Source organism: Phycicoccus avicenniae, assembly GCF_018139485.1.
In the GTDB taxonomy this organism is placed as follows: Bacteria; Actinomycetota; Actinomycetes; order Actinomycetales; family Dermatophilaceae; genus Phycicoccus; species Phycicoccus avicenniae.
This window is the reverse complement of record NZ_JAGSNF010000020.1, coordinates 40,704-57,064: the sequence shown is the minus strand read 5'-3', so window position 1 is coordinate 57,064 and position 16,361 is coordinate 40,704. Positions and strand designations below refer to the sequence as shown.

General features: G+C 71.8%; 19 protein-coding genes. 8 read left to right on the top strand and 11 right to left on the bottom strand.

Features of this window, described 5'->3' with window-relative positions:
- Window positions 1–23: 23 nt before the first annotated feature.
- Window positions 24–1,487, bottom strand: a complete 1,464-nt coding sequence (locus tag KC207_RS13875) for an HNH endonuclease signature motif containing protein (protein ID WP_211603906.1) — start codon at window positions 1,485–1,487, stop codon at window positions 24–26.
- 121 nt (window positions 1,488–1,608) lie between these two features.
- Between KC207_RS13875 and KC207_RS13870 the strand changes: the two genes are divergently transcribed.
- Window positions 1,609–2,574 carry a matrixin family metalloprotease gene (locus tag KC207_RS13870; protein WP_211603905.1) on the top strand — a complete coding sequence of 322 codons (966 nt, stop codon included), beginning with the start codon at window positions 1,609–1,611 and terminating at the stop codon, window positions 2,572–2,574.
- Between the two features lie 8 nt (window positions 2,575–2,582).
- On the opposite strand, the gene KC207_RS13865 is transcribed toward KC207_RS13870, so the two are convergent.
- Window positions 2,583–2,903 carry a putative quinol monooxygenase gene (locus tag KC207_RS13865; RefSeq protein ID WP_211603904.1) on the bottom strand — a complete coding sequence of 107 codons (321 nt, stop codon included), beginning with the start codon at window positions 2,901–2,903 and terminating at the stop codon, window positions 2,583–2,585.
- A 115-nt stretch (window positions 2,904–3,018) separates the two neighbouring features.
- Here KC207_RS13865 and KC207_RS13860 point away from each other — a divergent pair, with 115 nt between their 5' ends.
- Both KC207_RS13860 and KC207_RS13855 read left to right on the top strand, forming a co-directional pair.
- Complete coding sequence (locus tag KC207_RS13860) at window positions 3,019–4,185, top strand: DUF3500 domain-containing protein (RefSeq protein WP_211603903.1); 1,167 nt, start codon at window positions 3,019–3,021, stop codon at window positions 4,183–4,185.
- Window positions 4,186–4,269: 84 nt separating this feature from the next.
- On the top strand, window positions 4,270–6,063 hold the full coding sequence (locus KC207_RS13855; RefSeq protein ID WP_211603902.1) for a hypothetical protein: 1,794 nt from the start codon (window positions 4,270–4,272) through the stop codon (window positions 6,061–6,063).
- A 57-nt stretch (window positions 6,064–6,120) separates the two neighbouring features.
- Here the strand turns inward: KC207_RS13855 and KC207_RS13850 are convergent, their stop codons facing one another.
- Window positions 6,121–6,621: a hypothetical protein gene (locus KC207_RS13850; RefSeq protein WP_211603901.1), complete on the bottom strand. Its 501-nt coding sequence runs from the start codon at window positions 6,619–6,621 to the stop codon at window positions 6,121–6,123.
- Between the two features lie 132 nt (window positions 6,622–6,753).
- Between KC207_RS13850 and KC207_RS13845 the strand changes: the two genes are divergently transcribed.
- Entirely contained in the window at window positions 6,754–7,275 is a 522-nt protein-coding gene (locus KC207_RS13845; protein WP_211603900.1) for a hypothetical protein, read from the top strand.
- 109 nt (window positions 7,276–7,384) lie between these two features.
- Entirely contained in the window at window positions 7,385–8,524 is a 1,140-nt protein-coding gene (locus KC207_RS13840; RefSeq protein ID WP_211603899.1) for a YibE/F family protein, read from the top strand.
- Window positions 8,525–8,549: 25 nt separating this feature from the next.
- On the opposite strand, the gene KC207_RS13835 is transcribed toward KC207_RS13840, so the two are convergent.
- The 4 genes from KC207_RS13835 to KC207_RS13820 form a co-directional block, all read right to left on the bottom strand.
- The gene (locus KC207_RS13835) at window positions 8,550–8,945 is read right to left on the bottom strand and encodes a type II toxin-antitoxin system VapC family toxin (protein WP_211603898.1); all 396 of its coding nucleotides are present in this window, start codon (window positions 8,943–8,945) and stop codon (window positions 8,550–8,552) included.
- On the bottom strand, window positions 8,942–9,196 hold the full coding sequence (locus KC207_RS13830) for a type II toxin-antitoxin system VapB family antitoxin (protein WP_211603897.1): 255 nt from the start codon (window positions 9,194–9,196) through the stop codon (window positions 8,942–8,944). The genes KC207_RS13835 and KC207_RS13830 overlap by 4 nt, the downstream gene beginning before the upstream one ends.
- A 53-nt stretch (window positions 9,197–9,249) precedes the next feature.
- Window positions 9,250–9,630: a DUF302 domain-containing protein gene (locus KC207_RS13825; protein WP_367616050.1), complete on the bottom strand. Its 381-nt coding sequence runs from the start codon at window positions 9,628–9,630 to the stop codon at window positions 9,250–9,252.
- 98 nt (window positions 9,631–9,728) lie between these two features.
- Window positions 9,729–10,040, bottom strand: coding sequence for a GNAT family N-acetyltransferase (locus tag KC207_RS13820; RefSeq protein WP_211603895.1), 312 nt, complete (start codon window positions 10,038–10,040; stop codon window positions 9,729–9,731).
- 149 nt (window positions 10,041–10,189) lie between these two features.
- Here KC207_RS13820 and KC207_RS13815 point away from each other — a divergent pair, with 149 nt between their 5' ends.
- The 3 genes from KC207_RS13815 to KC207_RS13805 all read left to right on the top strand — a co-directional run bounded on the left by KC207_RS13815 (window position 10,190) and on the right by KC207_RS13805 (window position 13,384).
- On the top strand, window positions 10,190–11,116 hold the full coding sequence (locus KC207_RS13815) for a PGN_0703 family putative restriction endonuclease (RefSeq protein WP_211603894.1): 927 nt from the start codon (window positions 10,190–10,192) through the stop codon (window positions 11,114–11,116).
- The gene (locus tag KC207_RS13810; protein ID WP_211603893.1) at window positions 11,113–12,033 is read left to right on the top strand and encodes a nuclease-related domain-containing protein; all 921 of its coding nucleotides are present in this window, start codon (window positions 11,113–11,115) and stop codon (window positions 12,031–12,033) included. Before KC207_RS13815 ends, KC207_RS13810 begins: the two co-directional genes overlap by 4 nt.
- Before the next feature lie 103 nt (window positions 12,034–12,136).
- A complete protein-coding gene (locus KC207_RS13805; RefSeq protein ID WP_211603892.1) occupies window positions 12,137–13,384 on the top strand; it encodes an exonuclease domain-containing protein in 1,248 nt (415 codons plus the stop codon).
- Between the two features lie 33 nt (window positions 13,385–13,417).
- Here KC207_RS13805 and KC207_RS13800 read toward each other — a convergent pair whose 3' ends face one another.
- From KC207_RS13800 to KC207_RS13785, 4 genes are all read right to left on the bottom strand, one after another.
- Window positions 13,418–14,059 (bottom strand): DUF6308 family protein, encoded by a 642-nt coding sequence (locus KC207_RS13800; protein WP_211603891.1) that lies wholly within the window; start codon window positions 14,057–14,059, stop codon window positions 13,418–13,420.
- A 106-nt stretch (window positions 14,060–14,165) separates the two neighbouring features.
- Entirely contained in the window at window positions 14,166–14,624 is a 459-nt protein-coding gene (locus KC207_RS13795) for an ATP-binding domain-containing protein (RefSeq protein ID WP_211603890.1), read from the bottom strand.
- Window positions 14,625–14,858: 234 nt separating this feature from the next.
- On the bottom strand, window positions 14,859–15,356 hold the full coding sequence (locus tag KC207_RS13790) for a hypothetical protein (protein ID WP_211603889.1): 498 nt from the start codon (window positions 15,354–15,356) through the stop codon (window positions 14,859–14,861).
- A gap of 278 nt (window positions 15,357–15,634) precedes the next feature.
- A complete protein-coding gene (locus KC207_RS13785) occupies window positions 15,635–16,360 on the bottom strand; it encodes an adenylate/guanylate cyclase domain-containing protein (RefSeq protein WP_211603888.1) in 726 nt (241 codons plus the stop codon).
- Window position 16,361: the final 1 nt, after the last annotated feature.

Here is a 16,361-nt window from a genome sequence, read left to right as displayed (position 1 = left end):
GGCTGCGAGCAGACACGCAGACCTCAGGCAGCCACGTGGGGCCTCGGGTCGTCGGGCGGGAGCTCGTAGGGGCGGGTGTCGTCGCGGGGGTCGCCGAAGGCGTCGAGGAGGAGCCGGCGGGCGCGTTGTCGTCGGTCGGTGTCGTCTGCTCGCGCCCGCAGGCGCGTGAGATGTCGGTCGTAGCTGCCGGGGGTGAGGTCCCACACGACGGTCCGGCCGTGCTCGTCGGGGGCGGGAAGGACGTCGGCGACGAGGCCGCGGGTGTGGACGAGGGTGTGGTGGCGCTGGCAGAGCAGGGCCGCGTTGGCCAGGTCGGAGGCGCCGCCGTCGGCCCAGTGCACGACGTGGTGGGCCTGGGTCCACGCTGCGGGGGCGCCGCATCCGGGATAGGTGCAGCACCGGTCCCGCAGCCACAGGGCGCGTCGTTGCGCGCGGGTGAACAGCCGGACCGTGCGGCCGAGGTCGAGCAGCTCACCGGCGCTGCCGAGGACGTGCGGGACGAGGTCGGCGTCGCACGCGACCCGGCGGACCGTCCCCGGGGCCAGGAGGGTGCCGGCCGCGACCGAGCCGAGGACCTCGGCGCACCCGGTGCGCTCCTGCAGGTCGGTCAGGGCCATCGTCACGTGCAGCGCCGCCGCCGACCCCGCCGCCCCGTCCGCTCCGGCGGCGCCCAGGGCGCTGGAGCGGCGGCAGACCGTCGTCAGGGCCTCGACCCGGCGCTGCCCGGCCGGGCGAAGGTCCCGCTGGCCCGTCGCGTCGTCGGGTGCGGGCGCGGACAGCGGCCCGATCGCCGCCTCCAGCACCGCCGACTGCTCCGGGGTCATCAGCAGCCGGTACTCCGTCAGGTCACCGGACTCCACCACCGGCGCCGACAACAGGGCGCCCGAGGCCAGACGGTCCTGGAGCCCGTCGAGCTCGCCCGGCAGGCCGTGCTCGGCCAGCAGCCGCGGCCGCAACCGGCGCATCACCGACGGACCCCACTGCACCCCGAGATCCAGCAACGCACCGGTCACCGTCGGCAGCGCCTCCGGCCGCAGCCGCGGCGCGAGACGGTCGACCTCGCGCAGCACCGCCGTCGCCAGCGGCGCGCCCACCCGACCGGTCACGACCTCGCCGACGACCATCCCGGTCGGGGAGTCCGGGTCGGGACCGGCGCCGGTCGACCACAGCGCCCCACCGGCGGTCATGGCCGACGCCATCGCCGCGACGTGCCCCGCTCCTCCCTGCCGCAGCGACGGGGCGTGCTCACGCACCCAACCGTGCGCGTTCGTCCCGGCGTCGGCGACCTCACCGCGGGAGACCGCCTCCGCCGTCACCGACACCCGCGCCGCCCCCGCCACCGCGGCCAGCCCGTCGACCTCCGTCAACAGCTCACCCAGCTCCGCCCCCGACGCCTGATGCAGCACCGACGACAACCCCTCCAACGCCACCCGCGCAGCCTCCACCGCGAAGCGACGCTCCGCGAGTCCCACATCCCCCTGGCCCATGACAGAACACTACGGACGACCACCGACAACCCACCCGACCTGCGACAACACCGCGATCCCGCGATCCGCGGACATCACGGCAGCGACCGACCTACCCTGAGCGCGTGCGACAGGGGGACGCGTGAACCGGGACGAGCGCGACCGGCAGCGCAGGGAGCAGGACATGCTCCGCCGGCTCGAGGAGCTCGACCGCCTCGACGCCCTGGCCCGGCCGGACGAGGTGGCGTGGCCGACCCGAACCCCCTCTCCCCCACGGCCCGGTCGCCGCGGCGCCCGAACGATCACGGCCGTCGTCGTCGCCGCTCTCGCGGTCGCCGGCTGGTACCTCGGCCCGAGCCTCCCCGGCTGGGTCGACTACCTCGTCCACGGCGACCCGGACTTCCGGTACTACGACGCGGCCGCGAACCGGACCGCGAACCCGGCTCCCGCGGCGCCGGTGACGGGTGGTCGGGTGCGTCCCGCCGTCCCCCTCCCCGACACACCACCGGACGACCGCTACGCCTGGATCGCGACCCAAGCCGACGGAACTCCTGTGCGCTTCGACCCGTGCGAGGCCGTGCACTACGTCGTCCGCACCCGCGCGGACGTCCCACCCGAGGCCCAGGAGGCGCTGTCGCGGGCCGTCGCCTCCGTCGCCGCCGCGAGCGGGTTGGCCTTCGTCTTCGACGGCTACACCGAGGAGGTCCCGACCGACGAGCGCGGTCGGGGCAGGAGCCTCGCGTCCGGCGCCGCGCCACCCGTGCTCCTCGCCTGGACCGACCCGGTCGAGACGCCCGCGCTCGACGGCCCGACGCTCGGCGACGGCGGACCCCTCTTCGCACCCGGGCGCGACGGACGCGACGTGTCCGTCTCCGGTCAGGTGCGCCTGGACACCGTCGACCTCCTGCGCGACATCACGACCCCCGAGGGGCAGGACTTCGCGCAGTCGGTGATCATGCACGAGCTCGGGCACGTGCTCGGCGCCGGCCACTCCGAGAGCGACGACGAGCTCATGGCCGAGCGCACCGACGGTCGCACGTCGCTCGGTGAGGGCGACCGGTACGCCTTCGCCGTCCTCGGCGGCGGACCGTGCGGCGGCGTTGGCTGACCGACTCGTCAGGCGATGCGCCGCAGCCTGTTGACGGTCAGCCCGTCCCCGTCCAGCAGCTCGGGGATCCGCTCGACGAGCGCCGCGACGTGCGGCGCGGCGAGGTGCGCGTCCAGGGCCTCCCCCGACGTCCAGTTCTCGTAGAAGAAGAAGCGCCCCGGGTCCTCGACCGACTCGTGGAGGTCGTAGTTGACGTATCCCTCCTCCTGGCTCGTCGGCCCGACGAGGCCCTTCAGCGCCTCGCGCAGCTCGTCCTCCTTGCCGGGGGCGGCCTTCATGTACGCGACGACGGTGAGCAGGTCGCGGTTGTCGTCGGTGGGCGTGGCCATGGGTCCTCCGAGGGTGCGGCCGCGGGGTCGACGCCGGTGTCGGCCCACGTCAGGCACCTCGACCGTAGTCCGGGGGCTGCTGCGGGACCACTGTCCGCGCGGCTAGGGTGCCGCCATGGCGGACGAGGCGGTCGTCGACGACGGGGCAGAGGGACGACGCGAGGTCGCCGAGGCGATGGCGGAGGCGGCGACGGCCTGGCTCGGCACGCTCACCGACGACCAGCTCGCCGCGGCCCGGGGCGCCGGCCCGTCCGACGACCCGACCACCGACGCCGAGCGTCGCCGCTGGTTCTACACCCCGACCGACCACGGCGGGCTCACGGTCCACGACCAGCGCCCCTCCCAGCAGCGGGCGGCGATGCGGCTCGTCGCGTCGGGTCTGTCGATGGCCGGCTACGTCACGGTGTCGACGATCATGGGGCTGGAGAACGTCCTCGACCGCGTCGAGGGGTTCACCGCGATCTTCGACCGCGAGCGCGGACGCGACCCCGGCCTGTACTACCTGCGCGTCTTCGGCGACCCGGCGTCCGGGACGTGGGGCTGGCGGTTCGGCGGGCACCACGTGTCGCTCAACAACCTCGTCGTCGACGGCGAGCTCGTGTCGACGACGCCGTGTTTCCTCGGGTCGGACCCGGCCCGCTCGCCCCTGCTCGGCGGCGTCGTGCACGGGCCGCTCGCCGCCGTCGAGGAGCTGGGCCGCGAGCTCGTCCGCTCGATGCCGCCGGAGCTGCGGGCCCGCGCCGTCCTCCTCGACCGGCCGCCGGCGGACCTCGTCACGGCCAACCGGACGCGGGTCTCGGACGGCGACCGGCCCATCCCGCTCGCCGGCATCTGGCGGGACGAGCGGTTCCCCGACGACGAGCAGCAGGCGAGGCTGCAGGCGATGTCGGACGCCATCGAGGAGCGCGAGGCCTTCGAGGAGCCGGACGAGGTGGCCGTCGAGTACACGGCGGACCCCAAGGGCGTCGCCGCCGCCGACCTCGACGGGGCGCAGCGGGAGATGCTGCGCGTCCTGCTCGGCACGTCCTTCGAGCGGGTGCCCGAGGACGTCGCGCCGACGCTCGCGTGGGACGAGGCGTGGCTCGACGAGGTGCACGTCGCCTGGGCCGGCCCGCTGGAGCCGGGGCAACCGCACTACTACCGGCTCCAGGCGCCCGGACTGCTCGTCGAGTGGGACAACACCCAGCGGGACGCCAACCACGCGCACTCCGTGTGGCGCGACCCCGACCGGGACTTCGGGCTCGACGTCCTCGCCCGGCACCGCGCGCAGCACCCCCACTGACGAACGCCCCATCCACCCGAGAAGCTCCGGCGGCCCGGGTCTCACTCCCTGGCATCCTCGGCGCCGGTTTGGTTGCATGGCTCCGTGGCGAAGCGACCGCGCAAGAAGCGCGCCCCGAACCGGTCGGCGACGCGGTCCGCGGCCGACCGCCCGTTGCGCGCAGTCGAGAACCGCGAGCCGGACGCCGGCGGGGACCGCGAGCTCATCGCGTCGATCCGGGCCGCGATGCGCTCCGAGGACCCCACGGCGGTCGTCACCCTCGTGTCCTCGATGCTCTCGGTCACCGACGCGTGGCCGGACCCGCTCGGCGAGGACGACCAGATCCCCCTCGACGCCCTCGTCGACTCGTTCGTCGGCACCCCGTTCGCGGAGACGACCGTCGCGCTCCACGTCATCGCCGACCTCCTCCCGGACGACCTCGACGCGGCCCGGGTGCGCCGGGGCCTGACGGGACGTCGTCATCCCCTCCCGCAGGCCGTCGCAGGGCTGCGCGACCTGCGGGTCATCGACGCGGCGCGGATCGGCGACGAGCTCGGCGACGGCGACAACGTCATCCTCGGGCTCGACTGGCCGGGCATCGGCGGGGTCACGGTCGTGACCTACGTCGACGAGGCGTTCGGGACCCGGGTGAAGGACGTCTTCCTCGTGCCGGAACCCTTCACCGACGTCTGCGACCGCTACCGCGAGCTCCTGGCCTCCGAGGGCCGCCGGGCCGACGAGCTGGAGGGCGTGGGCATCGCCGACGCCCGGGCGAGCATCGAGGCGGCCATCGCCCTCGGCGACGCCGCCGGACCCGACGCCGTCCCCGACGACTGGGCCGGCCCCGGTGGCGAACCGGTCGGCTGGCCCGGCGCCCGCCCGTTCGTCGAGATGCTCCTGCGCCGGATGCCCGCGGGCGGACGGTCACTGCTGACCTCGGACGCGCTCCCCGAGGTGTCGGTCGGCGAGGCCCTGGCCGGCTTCTTCGCCGCCCGGTCCGGGGCACCGGCCCTGGACGAGGAGATCGAGGCGGTGCGGCTGCTCCTGCACGACGCCGCCGAGCACGCCGGCCACCCGCTGCGCTGGTCCCCCGTCCAGGTCGAGCTGGCGCTCACCCAGCGCCTGCCCTTCGCGATCGACGTGAGCGCGGACACCCTGGAGGTCGTCCCCGATGTCCTGCCCCGCGTCATCCGGTACGCCCACCGCCGGCTCGGGGTCGCGCACGACGCCACCGAGCAGACCGTCGCGGCGGTCGCGGAGTGGCTGCCCGCCTACCGGACCCTCTGCGACGCCCCCTCCGCCGTCCGGTGGCGAGACATCGGGAGCATGGTCGAGGCCTTCCAGCACGGTGACCACGGACCGCTGCTCGTGCGGTCGCTGGCCGACGACGTCGGGGGCCCCGTCGCGCTGGAACGCCTGGACGACGCCCCGCTCCCGCACGAGCCGCTGGACCTCGAGGGCGTCGCGCCCGACGTGCGCGACGCCCTGGTCGAGATCTCGGGACTCATCGACCGCTGGCTCGACGAGTCGCCGCGCGTGGCTCACCTCGGACCCCTGCGGGAGGAGTGGAGGACGGCCTGTCGACGACTGCTCGTCGGCGCCACCGCGAAGAGCCCGGGCTGGCTGCGCCGACGGGGCGCCGCGTCCGGTCGTGCCTGCGGGCTGCTGTGGGCGACCGGTGTCCCGAACCGGCTCGTCGGGCCGCACGGTGCCGTGCTCGTCAAGGACCTCGCAGCGGACTTCGGAGTGACAGGTGCGCCGTCGACGAAGGCCGAGACGCTACTGCGGGCCTGGCGCGACGGACGGTGGCTCGACGACACCTCGCTCGGAGACGCCGGGATGCTCGTCTCCCAGGAGCGGTCCCGCATCATCCGGATGCGCGAAGAGCACTCGCGCTGACCGCCGCGCTCGTGTCGTGCTGCCGGTTGACGTCCGGCGCGCTTCCGGCGCGATCCGTCACCACCCGGTCTCCCTGCCCGGCACCAGGGTCTCGCACCGGACGTCGCTGTCGACGACGCGGATGAGGAAGAGCTCGTCGGTGTCCTCGCGCTGGGCGGCGAGCAGCCCGTCGAGCCGATGGTCGAACGTGAACGCCGAGAAGTCCGGGATGCCACAGCCGCGGGCGGTGGCGTCGGGGCCGAGATAGGTCTCGACGAGGAAGCGCAGCGCGGAGGGCGCGTCGTTGGACTTCTCGGTCCGGTGCCACGACAGGCAGTCACCGTCGAGGCAGAACCGCCAGTCGCCGACGTCCCTCGAGATGCCGGTGGGAGACGGGATGGCACCACCGGAGCGAGAGAAGGCGGAGCGCAGCGAAGCGCGCGGGTTCATCGGCAGGTGGAACGGGTCGACGTCGGGGAGCCCGCACCAGTCGGCGAACCCGCTCAGCCACTCCAGCTCCGCGGCGTTGAGCGGTGGCGACACGGTGAGGTACCCCAGGTAGGACGTGCTCCAGCCCACGGCGGACTCCCCTCGACGTTCGAGCCACCGACGATGCCGCATCCGGCGTCGGCGCTCCGTTCGTCGTCCACAGGCTCAGGCCCTGTGGACGACGCCTGAGGCGAGCTCACGCGCCCTGCCATCGTGGTGGGCATGACGTCGTTCCAGCCGTGGGAGGTCAGGGATCCGGCCACCGTCGTGCAGGCCGTGGTGGCCGAACACCCCTGCGACGGGGACGTGCTCGTCGTCCTGCTCGACACCGGGGACTCCGCGCGTCAGCGGGTGCTCGAGGTCGCGCGCGTAAACCAGGGGAGGCTTCCGGACGAGTACCACGCGTCGGACCTGCTGCGCGAGCAGGCCCTGCGACTCGTCGGGCGGCGAGCATGGACCGGTGACCGATGGCAGCCTCCTCGGCACGTCCTCGTCACCGTCGTCTGCCGGAGCGGCCGCGTCGTCCCGGGACCCCGCGAGTACTTCTGGCTCCGGGCATGGCGCTACGCCAACCACTGCGGCGACGCGTTCGACGGGGACGTCTACCTCGTCACGGAGCACGGCTGGACGGGATGCATCGACCACCGGGCGGACCACACTCCCGCGCTGGGGCCGCCGCCTCGCCACCTGTCGGTCGTCGAGGACGGTCGTCGTCCGCCACGAACCGGTCGCCGCGCCTCCTGACCGGCGACGCCTCGCGCCGTGCGACGCTGGGGCTCCTCGAGAGGACGGGAGGTGGTCCGCGGTGGGCGCCCACGGTCACGGCGGCGGTCCGCGCGCGTCGATGCCGCCGATGACGCGTGTCGCGTGGCTCGTCCTCGCCCCGCTCGCGCTCGCCACCGTCGTCGGGCTCATCCTGCTGTGGCCGCCGCCGGTGCCCGCCCCGACCGGACAGTCCGCCGCCCCGGAGTACGACGGCGTCGTCGTCGCGGTCACGAAGCAGGAGTGCCCGCAGGAGCCGTCCGGCCCGGAGCCCCCGCCGCCGCCCGGCTCGACGTGCGGCACGGTCACCGTGCGGGTCGACCTCCCGGAGGGCGAGCAGGAGGTCGAGGCCCCGCTCTCGAACCGACCCGGCGCACCGGACCTCGACGTCGGGGACGACGTCGTCGTGGCTGTGGCCGACTCCCCCGACGGCCCGCTCTACGGGGTCGTCGACCACCAGCGGGGCCTGCAGCTGTGGGGCGTCGTCGCGGCGCTCGGCCTGGCGCTGCTGGCGTTCGGCCGCTGGAAGGGGCTGTCGGCGCTCGTCGGGCTCGGCATCACGTTCGCCGTCCTCTTCGCGTTCATCGTCCCGGCCGTCATCGCGGGGTCGGCGCCGGTGCTCGTCGCGCTGGTCGGTGCGTCCGCGATCACCCTCACCGTCCTCTACCTGACGCACGGGCTGTCGCTGCCGACGACGGTCGCGGTCATCGGGACGATGGCGAGCCTCGGGCTCACGGCGGCGCTGTCCGAGGCGGCCGTCGGCGCCCTGCACCTCACCGGGGTCACCGACGACGTCTCGACGGCAGTGACGGCGACGTACGGCATCGACGTCCGCGGGCTGCTCGTCGCCAGCATCATCATCGGCTCGGTCGGTGTCCTCGACGACGTCACCGTCACCCAGGCCGCGACCGTCACCGAGCTGGGACGCGCCAACCCCGCGTACGGCGTCCGGGACCTCTACGGGGCGGCGGAGCGGGTGGGGCGCTCGCACATCGCGTCGGTCGTCAACACGATCGTCCTCGCCTACGCGGGGTCGTCGCTGCCGCTCATCGTGCTCGTCGTCGCGGGCAACGGGTCTTTCACGGGGGCGGCGACGACGCAGCTCATCGCCCAGGAGATCGTCCGCAGCGCTGTCGCGACGATCGGCCTCATCGCCGCCGTCCCGCTGACGTCGGGGCTCGCGGCGTGGGTGACGCGGCACTCCGGCCGGTCCACGGCCCGGCACGCCTGACCGCGAGAGCGTCTGTCATCGCCGTTCAGGGATGGGCGGGGGTGACGTCCGTGTGCCCGAAGTCGTCACCCTTGAAGAGCAGGGGCTCACCCGTCTCTCGTGCGAGCGCGTAGGCGAAGCAGTCCCCGACGTTCAACCCGGCAGGATGACCGCTGCCGCGCCCGAAGTCCCGGTACGCGGCGCGCCCGATGGCCACCTGCGCCGCCGTCACGGGCTCGACGAGGAGGCCCAACGCCTCGAGGAGGTCGTCCACTCGTCTGCTGGCCACGGGTGAACGTCGGCCGTCGAGGACGATGTACGTCTCGAGCAGCGAGCCCGCGGAGATCCTCGGTCGCTCGGCGGCGAGGATCGCGGAGACGAAGGGCTCGCGCTCGTCCTCCCCGAGCGCGATGGCGACGAGTGCGGAGGAGTCGACGATCACGCGGGAAGGCCGTGCTCGTCGTACAGGTCCGTGGCCCGGATGGCGGCTCGGTCGGCGTCGTCCCACGTGCTGTCGAGGGCCGCGAGAGCGCCGGTGACGCGCGTCGACCTGTCGTCGTCGCCGTGACGCGTCAGCTCGTCCAGGTAGCGCTCGAGGGCGCTCTCGATGACGCTCGTCTGCGACCGGCCCGTCCGCCGGGCGGCCTCGCGGGCGAGATCGTGCACGCGCTGCTTCTTGATGTTTAGGCCCATGGTCCCCATGGTAGACGGTGTGGGTCGACGTCTACCATTTGCTCCGGGCAGCGTCAGCCGGCGACGGCGGCGAGCGCCGCGTCGAGCCGATGGTGGGCGTCGGCGGCGACCTCCTCGAGCGCGGCGTTGCCGGTGACGGAGACCATCGCGTTGGGGTCCATCGCCTCGACGACCGTCGTGCCGTCCTCGACCGAGCGGACGACGACGTTGCACGGCAGGAGGACGCCGATCGACGGCTCGGCCTGCGTCGCGGCGTGGGCCAACGGCGGGCGGCAGGCGCCGAGGATGACCTGCGGCGGAATCTCGGCGCCGATCTTCTCGTGGAGGGTGCCGGCGAGGTCGATCTCGGTGAGAACGCCGAAGCCCTGGTCGGCGAGCGCGGTGCGGGTGGCGGCGAGCGTGTCGTCGAACGACCGCTGCGAGGTGACGCTCATCGTGTAGCCCATCGTGGCTCCTTCGTCGTCGCTGATGACCTGTCACCGACGACTCTCGCATACCCCCAGGGGTTTAGGCGAGTCGCGCGTGGCGACTGTCAGTCCTTCGCGGTGCTCGCCGGGCGGTCGTAGAGGAGGTCGGCGTAGTCCCAGTGCCGCTCGACCCATCCCTTGATGAACGGGCAGATGGCAAGGACCTTGCGCTGTCCCTCGGCCCGTACGGCGTCGAGGGCGCCGCGGGCGAGCGCCGACCCGACCCCCTTGCCCTCGAACGCCGGGTCGACCTCGGTGTGCGTGAACACGACGAGGGCGTCGGTCAGCTGGTACTGCGCGAAGCCGGCGAGCGCGCCGTCGAGGTGGGCCTCGAAGCGCTGGGCGTCGCGGTTGTCGGTGACGACGACGTCGGTCATCGGGTGCTCCTTCGTGTCGTGGCGAGGCCTTGCCCCACTGCGACGACTCTGCCACGACCAAGGCCCATTCCCTGCGGGCAACCGCCACCTCCCCCGCTGATCCCGCCGAATACGCCGCGCCACTCACCGTCCGCCCCTATCGTCTGCGCATGGTGAGTGGGGACCTGCTGAGGCAGCATCAGGCGTACTACCGGGGCGACCGCAGCGAGTGGCAGCAACAGGTACGGCTGCTGCAGTCGCTGTGGCGACAGTCGCGTGGCTTGCCGCCGGGCGGCGAAGAGAGCTACCACGGCTCCTACCTCCCGGAGACCGACGAGATCCGTGACTCCGGCGCGGCGTACATCAGCGACGACGCCGTCGCCGCGGCGCGGCGCGCTGTGGAGGACAAGCAACGCGGCGCCGTCATGCAGCCGAAGCGCCTCTGGTCCAACCTGCTGTCGAGCCAGCCGCTGTGCTTCAACCTCTTCGGCCCGCTGTCCCAGCACCTCGACGACCCGCGCACGTCGACGGCGCTCGCGCGGGTGTGGCCGGACATCGGGCGGGTCGCCGCCATCAGGTACGAGTGGTCGCCCGGCCGGAAGGATCCGCGGTTCCTCAACAACGGGACGGCCTTCGACGTGTACGTCGAGTACGACGCCGTCGACGGCTCGCAGCGCTTCCTCGGCATCGAGGTGAAGTACCGCGAAGACCTCGCGGTGAAGCCCCCGACGGTCGGCGACCGCCCCCGGCAGGTCTTCGAGGACTCCGGCGCCTTCGCTTCCGGCTCCTTCGACACGATGAGCACCGGACGGAACGCGCAGATCCTGCTCGATCATCTGCTCGCGCTGAGCATGACCCTCGCTTCCGAGACGACGCGGACCGGCCGGTTCGTCCTGCTGTATCCGGCGCGCAACTCCGCGGTGACCGACGTCATCGCGTCGTATGCGCCGTCGGTCATCGACGACACCTTCGTCGCGACGACGCTCGAGACCGTCGTCGACGCCCTACGCGCGGAGGTCGACGAGCCGTGGGTCGACGAGCTCCACCGCCGGTACCTCGACACGTCGGTCATCGACCCGCTGGACGCCGGGCGATGAGCACCGCACCCGACGTCAAGCTGATGAGGCTGCGCTACGCCGGCGCCTGCACCTGTGGCGTGCGGGTCGAGCAGGGTGAGCGCGCCGGCTGGGACCGCGGCACGAAACAGGTGGTGTGCCTCCGCTGCCTGGAGACGCCGTCCGCCGACGAGAGCGAGTCCGTCGCGGCCCACTCGATGACACCAGTGCCACCGGCCCTCTCCGTCACGGCCGAGGCTGATCCTGCCCCTCCCCCGCCGGCACCTCTCGACGTCGGCGTCGCCGGAGCGGCGGCCCGACGGGAGTACGAGCGACGGAAGACGAAGGACGACGCGGCCCGGGCAGAGCGGAGCGCGCTGTGGCGAGCGCTCAACGGCTTCTTCTACCCGGACGGCCGGCAGACCACCCACGCCTGGAAGGTGGGAGCGGCGGGCGAGACCCGCGTCGCTGCCGCGCTGCTCGCCGCCAGCGAGTCCGGCCTCGGGTACGCCCTCCACGACCGACGGGTCCCGGGCAAACGCTCGAACATCGACCACCTGTTCGTCGGCGCCGCGGGCGTGTACGTCATCGACGCGAAGTTCTACAAGAACGCCGAGATCTCCGTCGAGCGCAGCGGCGGCCTCTTCGGTCCGCAGGTCGAGACACTCAAGGTCAAGGGACGGAAATGCGACGCCCTGGTGACCGCCATGGGCACGCAGCAGGAGGTCGTCCGCGCGGCCCTCGCCGGGACCGATGCCGCAGACGCACCGGTCATCCCGGTGCTGTGCTTCGTCGACGGTCTCCTCCCGATGAGAGTGCGCAACCGGCAGGTCGGCGGCGTCCGGCTCTGCGGACTCAAGGGACTGGGCAAGCTGGTCGCCGGCGAGGGCGACTGGGACGACGCGCGCCGCCTCGCGGTGGCTCACACGGTCGCAGCCAGGCTTCCCTCGATCACCTGACCGGAGGATCCGTCCGTTCTCCTGCGAGGAGCCGGAGACGGGTGCGAGGGTTGGGCCCGCAGGCGGGGGCCTGCGTCATCGAGGGGCACAGGGAGACATTGCCGTGGACGGCTACACAGTCATCGACGTCGAGACCACCGGGTTCTCACCGCAACAGAACGACCGGGTCGTGGAGATCGGCGTCGTGTACGTCTCCCCCCGCGGCGAGATCCAGGACCACTGGTCGACCATCGTCAACCCGCGACGCGACGTCGGCCCGACGCACGTCCACGGGTTGACGGCGACCGACGTCTCGACCGCACCGACCTTCGACGAGATCGCGCCGTACGTCCTGCGTGCGCTGACCGGTCGCGTCGTCGTCGCGCACAACGCCTCGTTCGACCTGCGGTTCGTCGCGAGTGAGCTCGTGAGAGCCGGCATCGCACTCGAGCAGCTCCCGCTCGACGGCATCTGCACGATGCAGTGGTCTCCTGCCTTCCTGAACGCGACGAGCCGGCGGCTCGCCGACTGCTGCCGCGCCGGCGGCATCAGCCTCGTCAACGCCCACTCGGCCATCGACGACGCACTGGCGACGGCCGCCCTGCTCGGCCACTACCTCGACCTCGCTCAGTACGACCCACCGTGGACGGACACGCTGGCGGCCTGCACCGCCTACCCCTGGCCCACCTTCCCGGGCAGCTATCCCGAGCTGCGGATGACCCGACGGCACGAGGTGCGCTCGGCGCGCCAGGACGAGTGGCTCGACCGCATCGTCTCGCGGATGCCCCGGGCCGCCGACCCGCGTGTCGACTCCTACCTCGCCGTGCTCGAGACGGCGATGTTCGACCGCTTCCTCGCCGAGCACGAGAAGGAAGCCCTCGTCGCCGTCGCCCTGGACTCTGGGCTGTCCCGTGGGCAGGTGCTCGACCTCCACGGCGACTACCTGCTCGCGATGGCCGCCGTCGCCCTGGAGGACCACGTCGTCACCCCCGAGGAGCGGGGCGACCTCGAGTCGGTCGCGTCGATGCTTGGCCTCCGAAGCACCGACGTCGACGAGGCCCTCCGAGCAGCACACGAGGACGCGGTCGCCAGTCAGGCTGCGGCCGTGTCGGTCAGCTCCAGCGGGATCGTCCTCGAGCCGGGCGACCGCGTCGTCTTCACCGGCGACATGGTGCGTGAGCGGGAGGAGTGGGAGTCGATCGCACGGGGCCACGGGCTCGACCCGGGCGGAGTGACGAAGAAGACGAAGGTCGTCGTCGCCGCCGACCCGAACTCGCTGAGCGGCAAGGGCCGCAAGGCGCGCTCCTACGGCGTGCCCATCGTCACCGAGGCCGCGTTCGAGCGGCTGATGAGCGAGTCGTTCGCCGCGTGAAGTTGCGGGGAAATTCGGTCCCCGTCGTCCGCCCTAGGACTTCGACCCGCCGCGTCGAGCGTGCATCCACAGCACGACGTCGAGGTGGCGAAGGCGCAGGTTGGGATGCCCGATGTTGACGCCTTCGCGCTGCGCGGCCTCGTCGACGACCGCGTCGATCCGGGACCGCACGTCGTCGTCCTGGATGATCCGCCGGAACACCTGCCAGTCCACCTCGTAGTTCTGGCGCGAGCCGGAGAGCCCGAGCAGGTCGCACACCACGCTGTCTCGCACCGGGAAGAGGTCCGGGCGCTTGCGAGCGCACAGCTTCGACGCCGCGACCCACCGGTTCGAGGCCCGACCGTCGAAGGGCGCCAGCGCCCGCTTCATGGCCTCGTGCAGGTCCGCCATGGCGACCAACGTGGGGTTGTCGGCCATGGTGAGGTCCGCGTCGAGCGGCAGGACCTCCTCGGTGAGGCGGTGGCGGATCTCGCGGTTCGTCGCCGTCATCTCCAGCAGCTGACGGACCGGCCGCGGTTGGGCCTCCACCTGCAGCAGGGTGATGGCGAGCAGGTCACCGCTCGTGACCGCGTACGGGTCGACGGGTCCCAGGTCGAGGAACGTCGCACCGGCGAAGTTCGAGTCCCGGTCGTAGTAGCGCGCGACGTCGTCGACCGCAGCCGGCCTGTCCAGCACGCGTCTCGCCGTCTCGACACCTCGCTCCATGAGCTCGTCGGAGGCACGCTCCCAACCCTCCGGTACGTCCGTGAACAGCGCATTGGTGACCATGGGTTTCCCTTCGTCAGTTCTTCTGTCGGAGAGCCTCGTCGATCCCGAGCCGCTTCGCGACCTCCGGACCCCCGATCGCGGTGACGAGGTCCGGCGGCCCGACGACGACGAGCTTGTCGGTCGCCCGGGACAGGCCGACGTACAGCCGCTCCCGGGACCGCTCCCGCTCCCCCGACTCGTTCGCAGCGAGGACGACGACCTTGCGCTCGAGCCCCTTGAACCCGAGGACGTGGCCGTAGAAGACCTGGTCCTCGTCCCAGAAGGTGTCCCAGTACCCGTCCTGGCCGAGCAGGTCCTGCCGCGAGACCTGTTCGTCGTGCCGGCTCCCGGTCGTGAGGAGGGCGATGTCCTCGGGGCGCCAGTCGCCGAGCAGCCCGTCGACGACGTCGTCCGCCCGCTCGAGGGTGTCGGCGAGGTCGCACGGGACGTACGTGACCTCCGGCCCGTCACCGCCGAGCGAGCGCATCCGCATCGGCGCGAGCGGCCCGAAGGCGTCGACGATCTGCCGGGTGTTGCGCAGGGACGGTGGCGCGGTACGCCCTGGACCCGGACGGGGCGGAGCGCGTGTGGACGCTGTCCCACGACCTCCTGCGCTGACACGGCCGAGGGCCCGGGCGGAGTGATCCGCCCGGGCCCTCGGGTGCTCGACAGCCGTGCTGCCGTCCGGCGTCAGCTGTCAGTTCTCATCCCGTTGTCACTCCGGTTCTCAGCGCTGACGACGCGGCTGGGTCGTTTGAAGTGCGATCACTACGCCCGCGTCGAGGAGCCGCTGGTACGTCGTGTCGAACTCTGTCTTGTAGGCCTCATCCCATGCGGCTCTGCGTGTGTTGTGCGCCTCGGCGATGCAATCAGGGCAGCCGTTCTGCCACGGCTCTTCCTCCCACTCGTGGTGGCATCGAGGGCACCTGAACCACGTCGGGGTGTTCTGGTAGTACTCCCACGCAGCGAGGTTGCGATCGTGATCATCCACGATGTCTTTGCGCGCTGCGTCGCAATCCGCCCACCACCGTGCAAGAGTTCGCCCGTTTTTCGCAGTCAACCACACCGGTTCGCGCCACCATCGCGAAATCTTGCGGTCGACTTGAGCCTCCGCCTTGTCGGCGGCAATGTGAGCGGCGACGCTCGCGGCTCCCTCGATGACTTTGCGAGCGCGACGCACCTCGGCGGCGGCGGCCCTTCTGGCCTCTCTATCTGTACCGGTCATGTTCGCTCGGCTCGCATTCGTGATCGCGTGTCCCTAGCCTGCTGGCGGGGCTCCTACGCCGTTGCTATCGGCGGTGCCCCCTCTGGAGCCGCAGACGCGGCGCTCGGCGAACGTCCCTGGGCGGCAGACTCGTCTCAACTCACCCTCGTCGCCTCTGTTCGCAAAGAGAAATGCTCCAAGTCGAAGCGGTCGAGTGCCCGCACCTTGACCTGCATCGTCGGCAGGAGCCCGACAGGCCTGACCCTCCTAGGGCGGACCGCCTCCGCCAAGGGCGGCATCTAGTTGTCCCGGACCCACTCGTTCATCGCCGTATTGACGACCCAGCCGGTGTAGCAGTCGTGCGCCGCTGAGTAATCGAGGAAGCCTCGGTTGTAGTCGTTGAGAAACGCATAGTGCGATCGATCAACCATGATCGGCGGCGTGGTGGCGGTCAGGCTGCCTTTGGCAGCCAACTTGGCAGCGCGGTTCACGACATCGCCCATGTAGACGACATCACTGATGCCGCTCCCCTTGTGGCCCGCTTTGATCATCAATGCTCGACCATCTGCAACTCCGATGCCCACCCGCACGGGCTGGGTGTAGTTCTTGGCTGCCATCTTGATGTTGAGAACGTCGACGAGGCTGTTGGCTCGGACGGCCGCGGAGAAGACCTCATCGTTGTGGCGCTTCTTGGGCGTGTTGTACACGGCCCAGACCCCATCGCCGACGATGTTCACCTCACGAACCCGATCGCTGCTATTGAGGATGGCCACCATCTCAGAAATGTAGGCACGGTAGATCTTGGCGAGTCGAGGCCGCTGGTAGTGGGCGGGGAGAGACGACGAGTCACGGATGTCAACGAACACCGCTGTGCACCACTGACCGTAGAAGCCGTTGGTGAACGTGAGTCGATCTCGATCAGGCAGTTCTGAGACCTCTTCGAACTGGCCGCGTGACTGGCCGAGTATCTCGTCCAGCCGGGCGAGGCTGCTCGTGAAGTCATACGGCGAGTGGTTGCCGTCCATG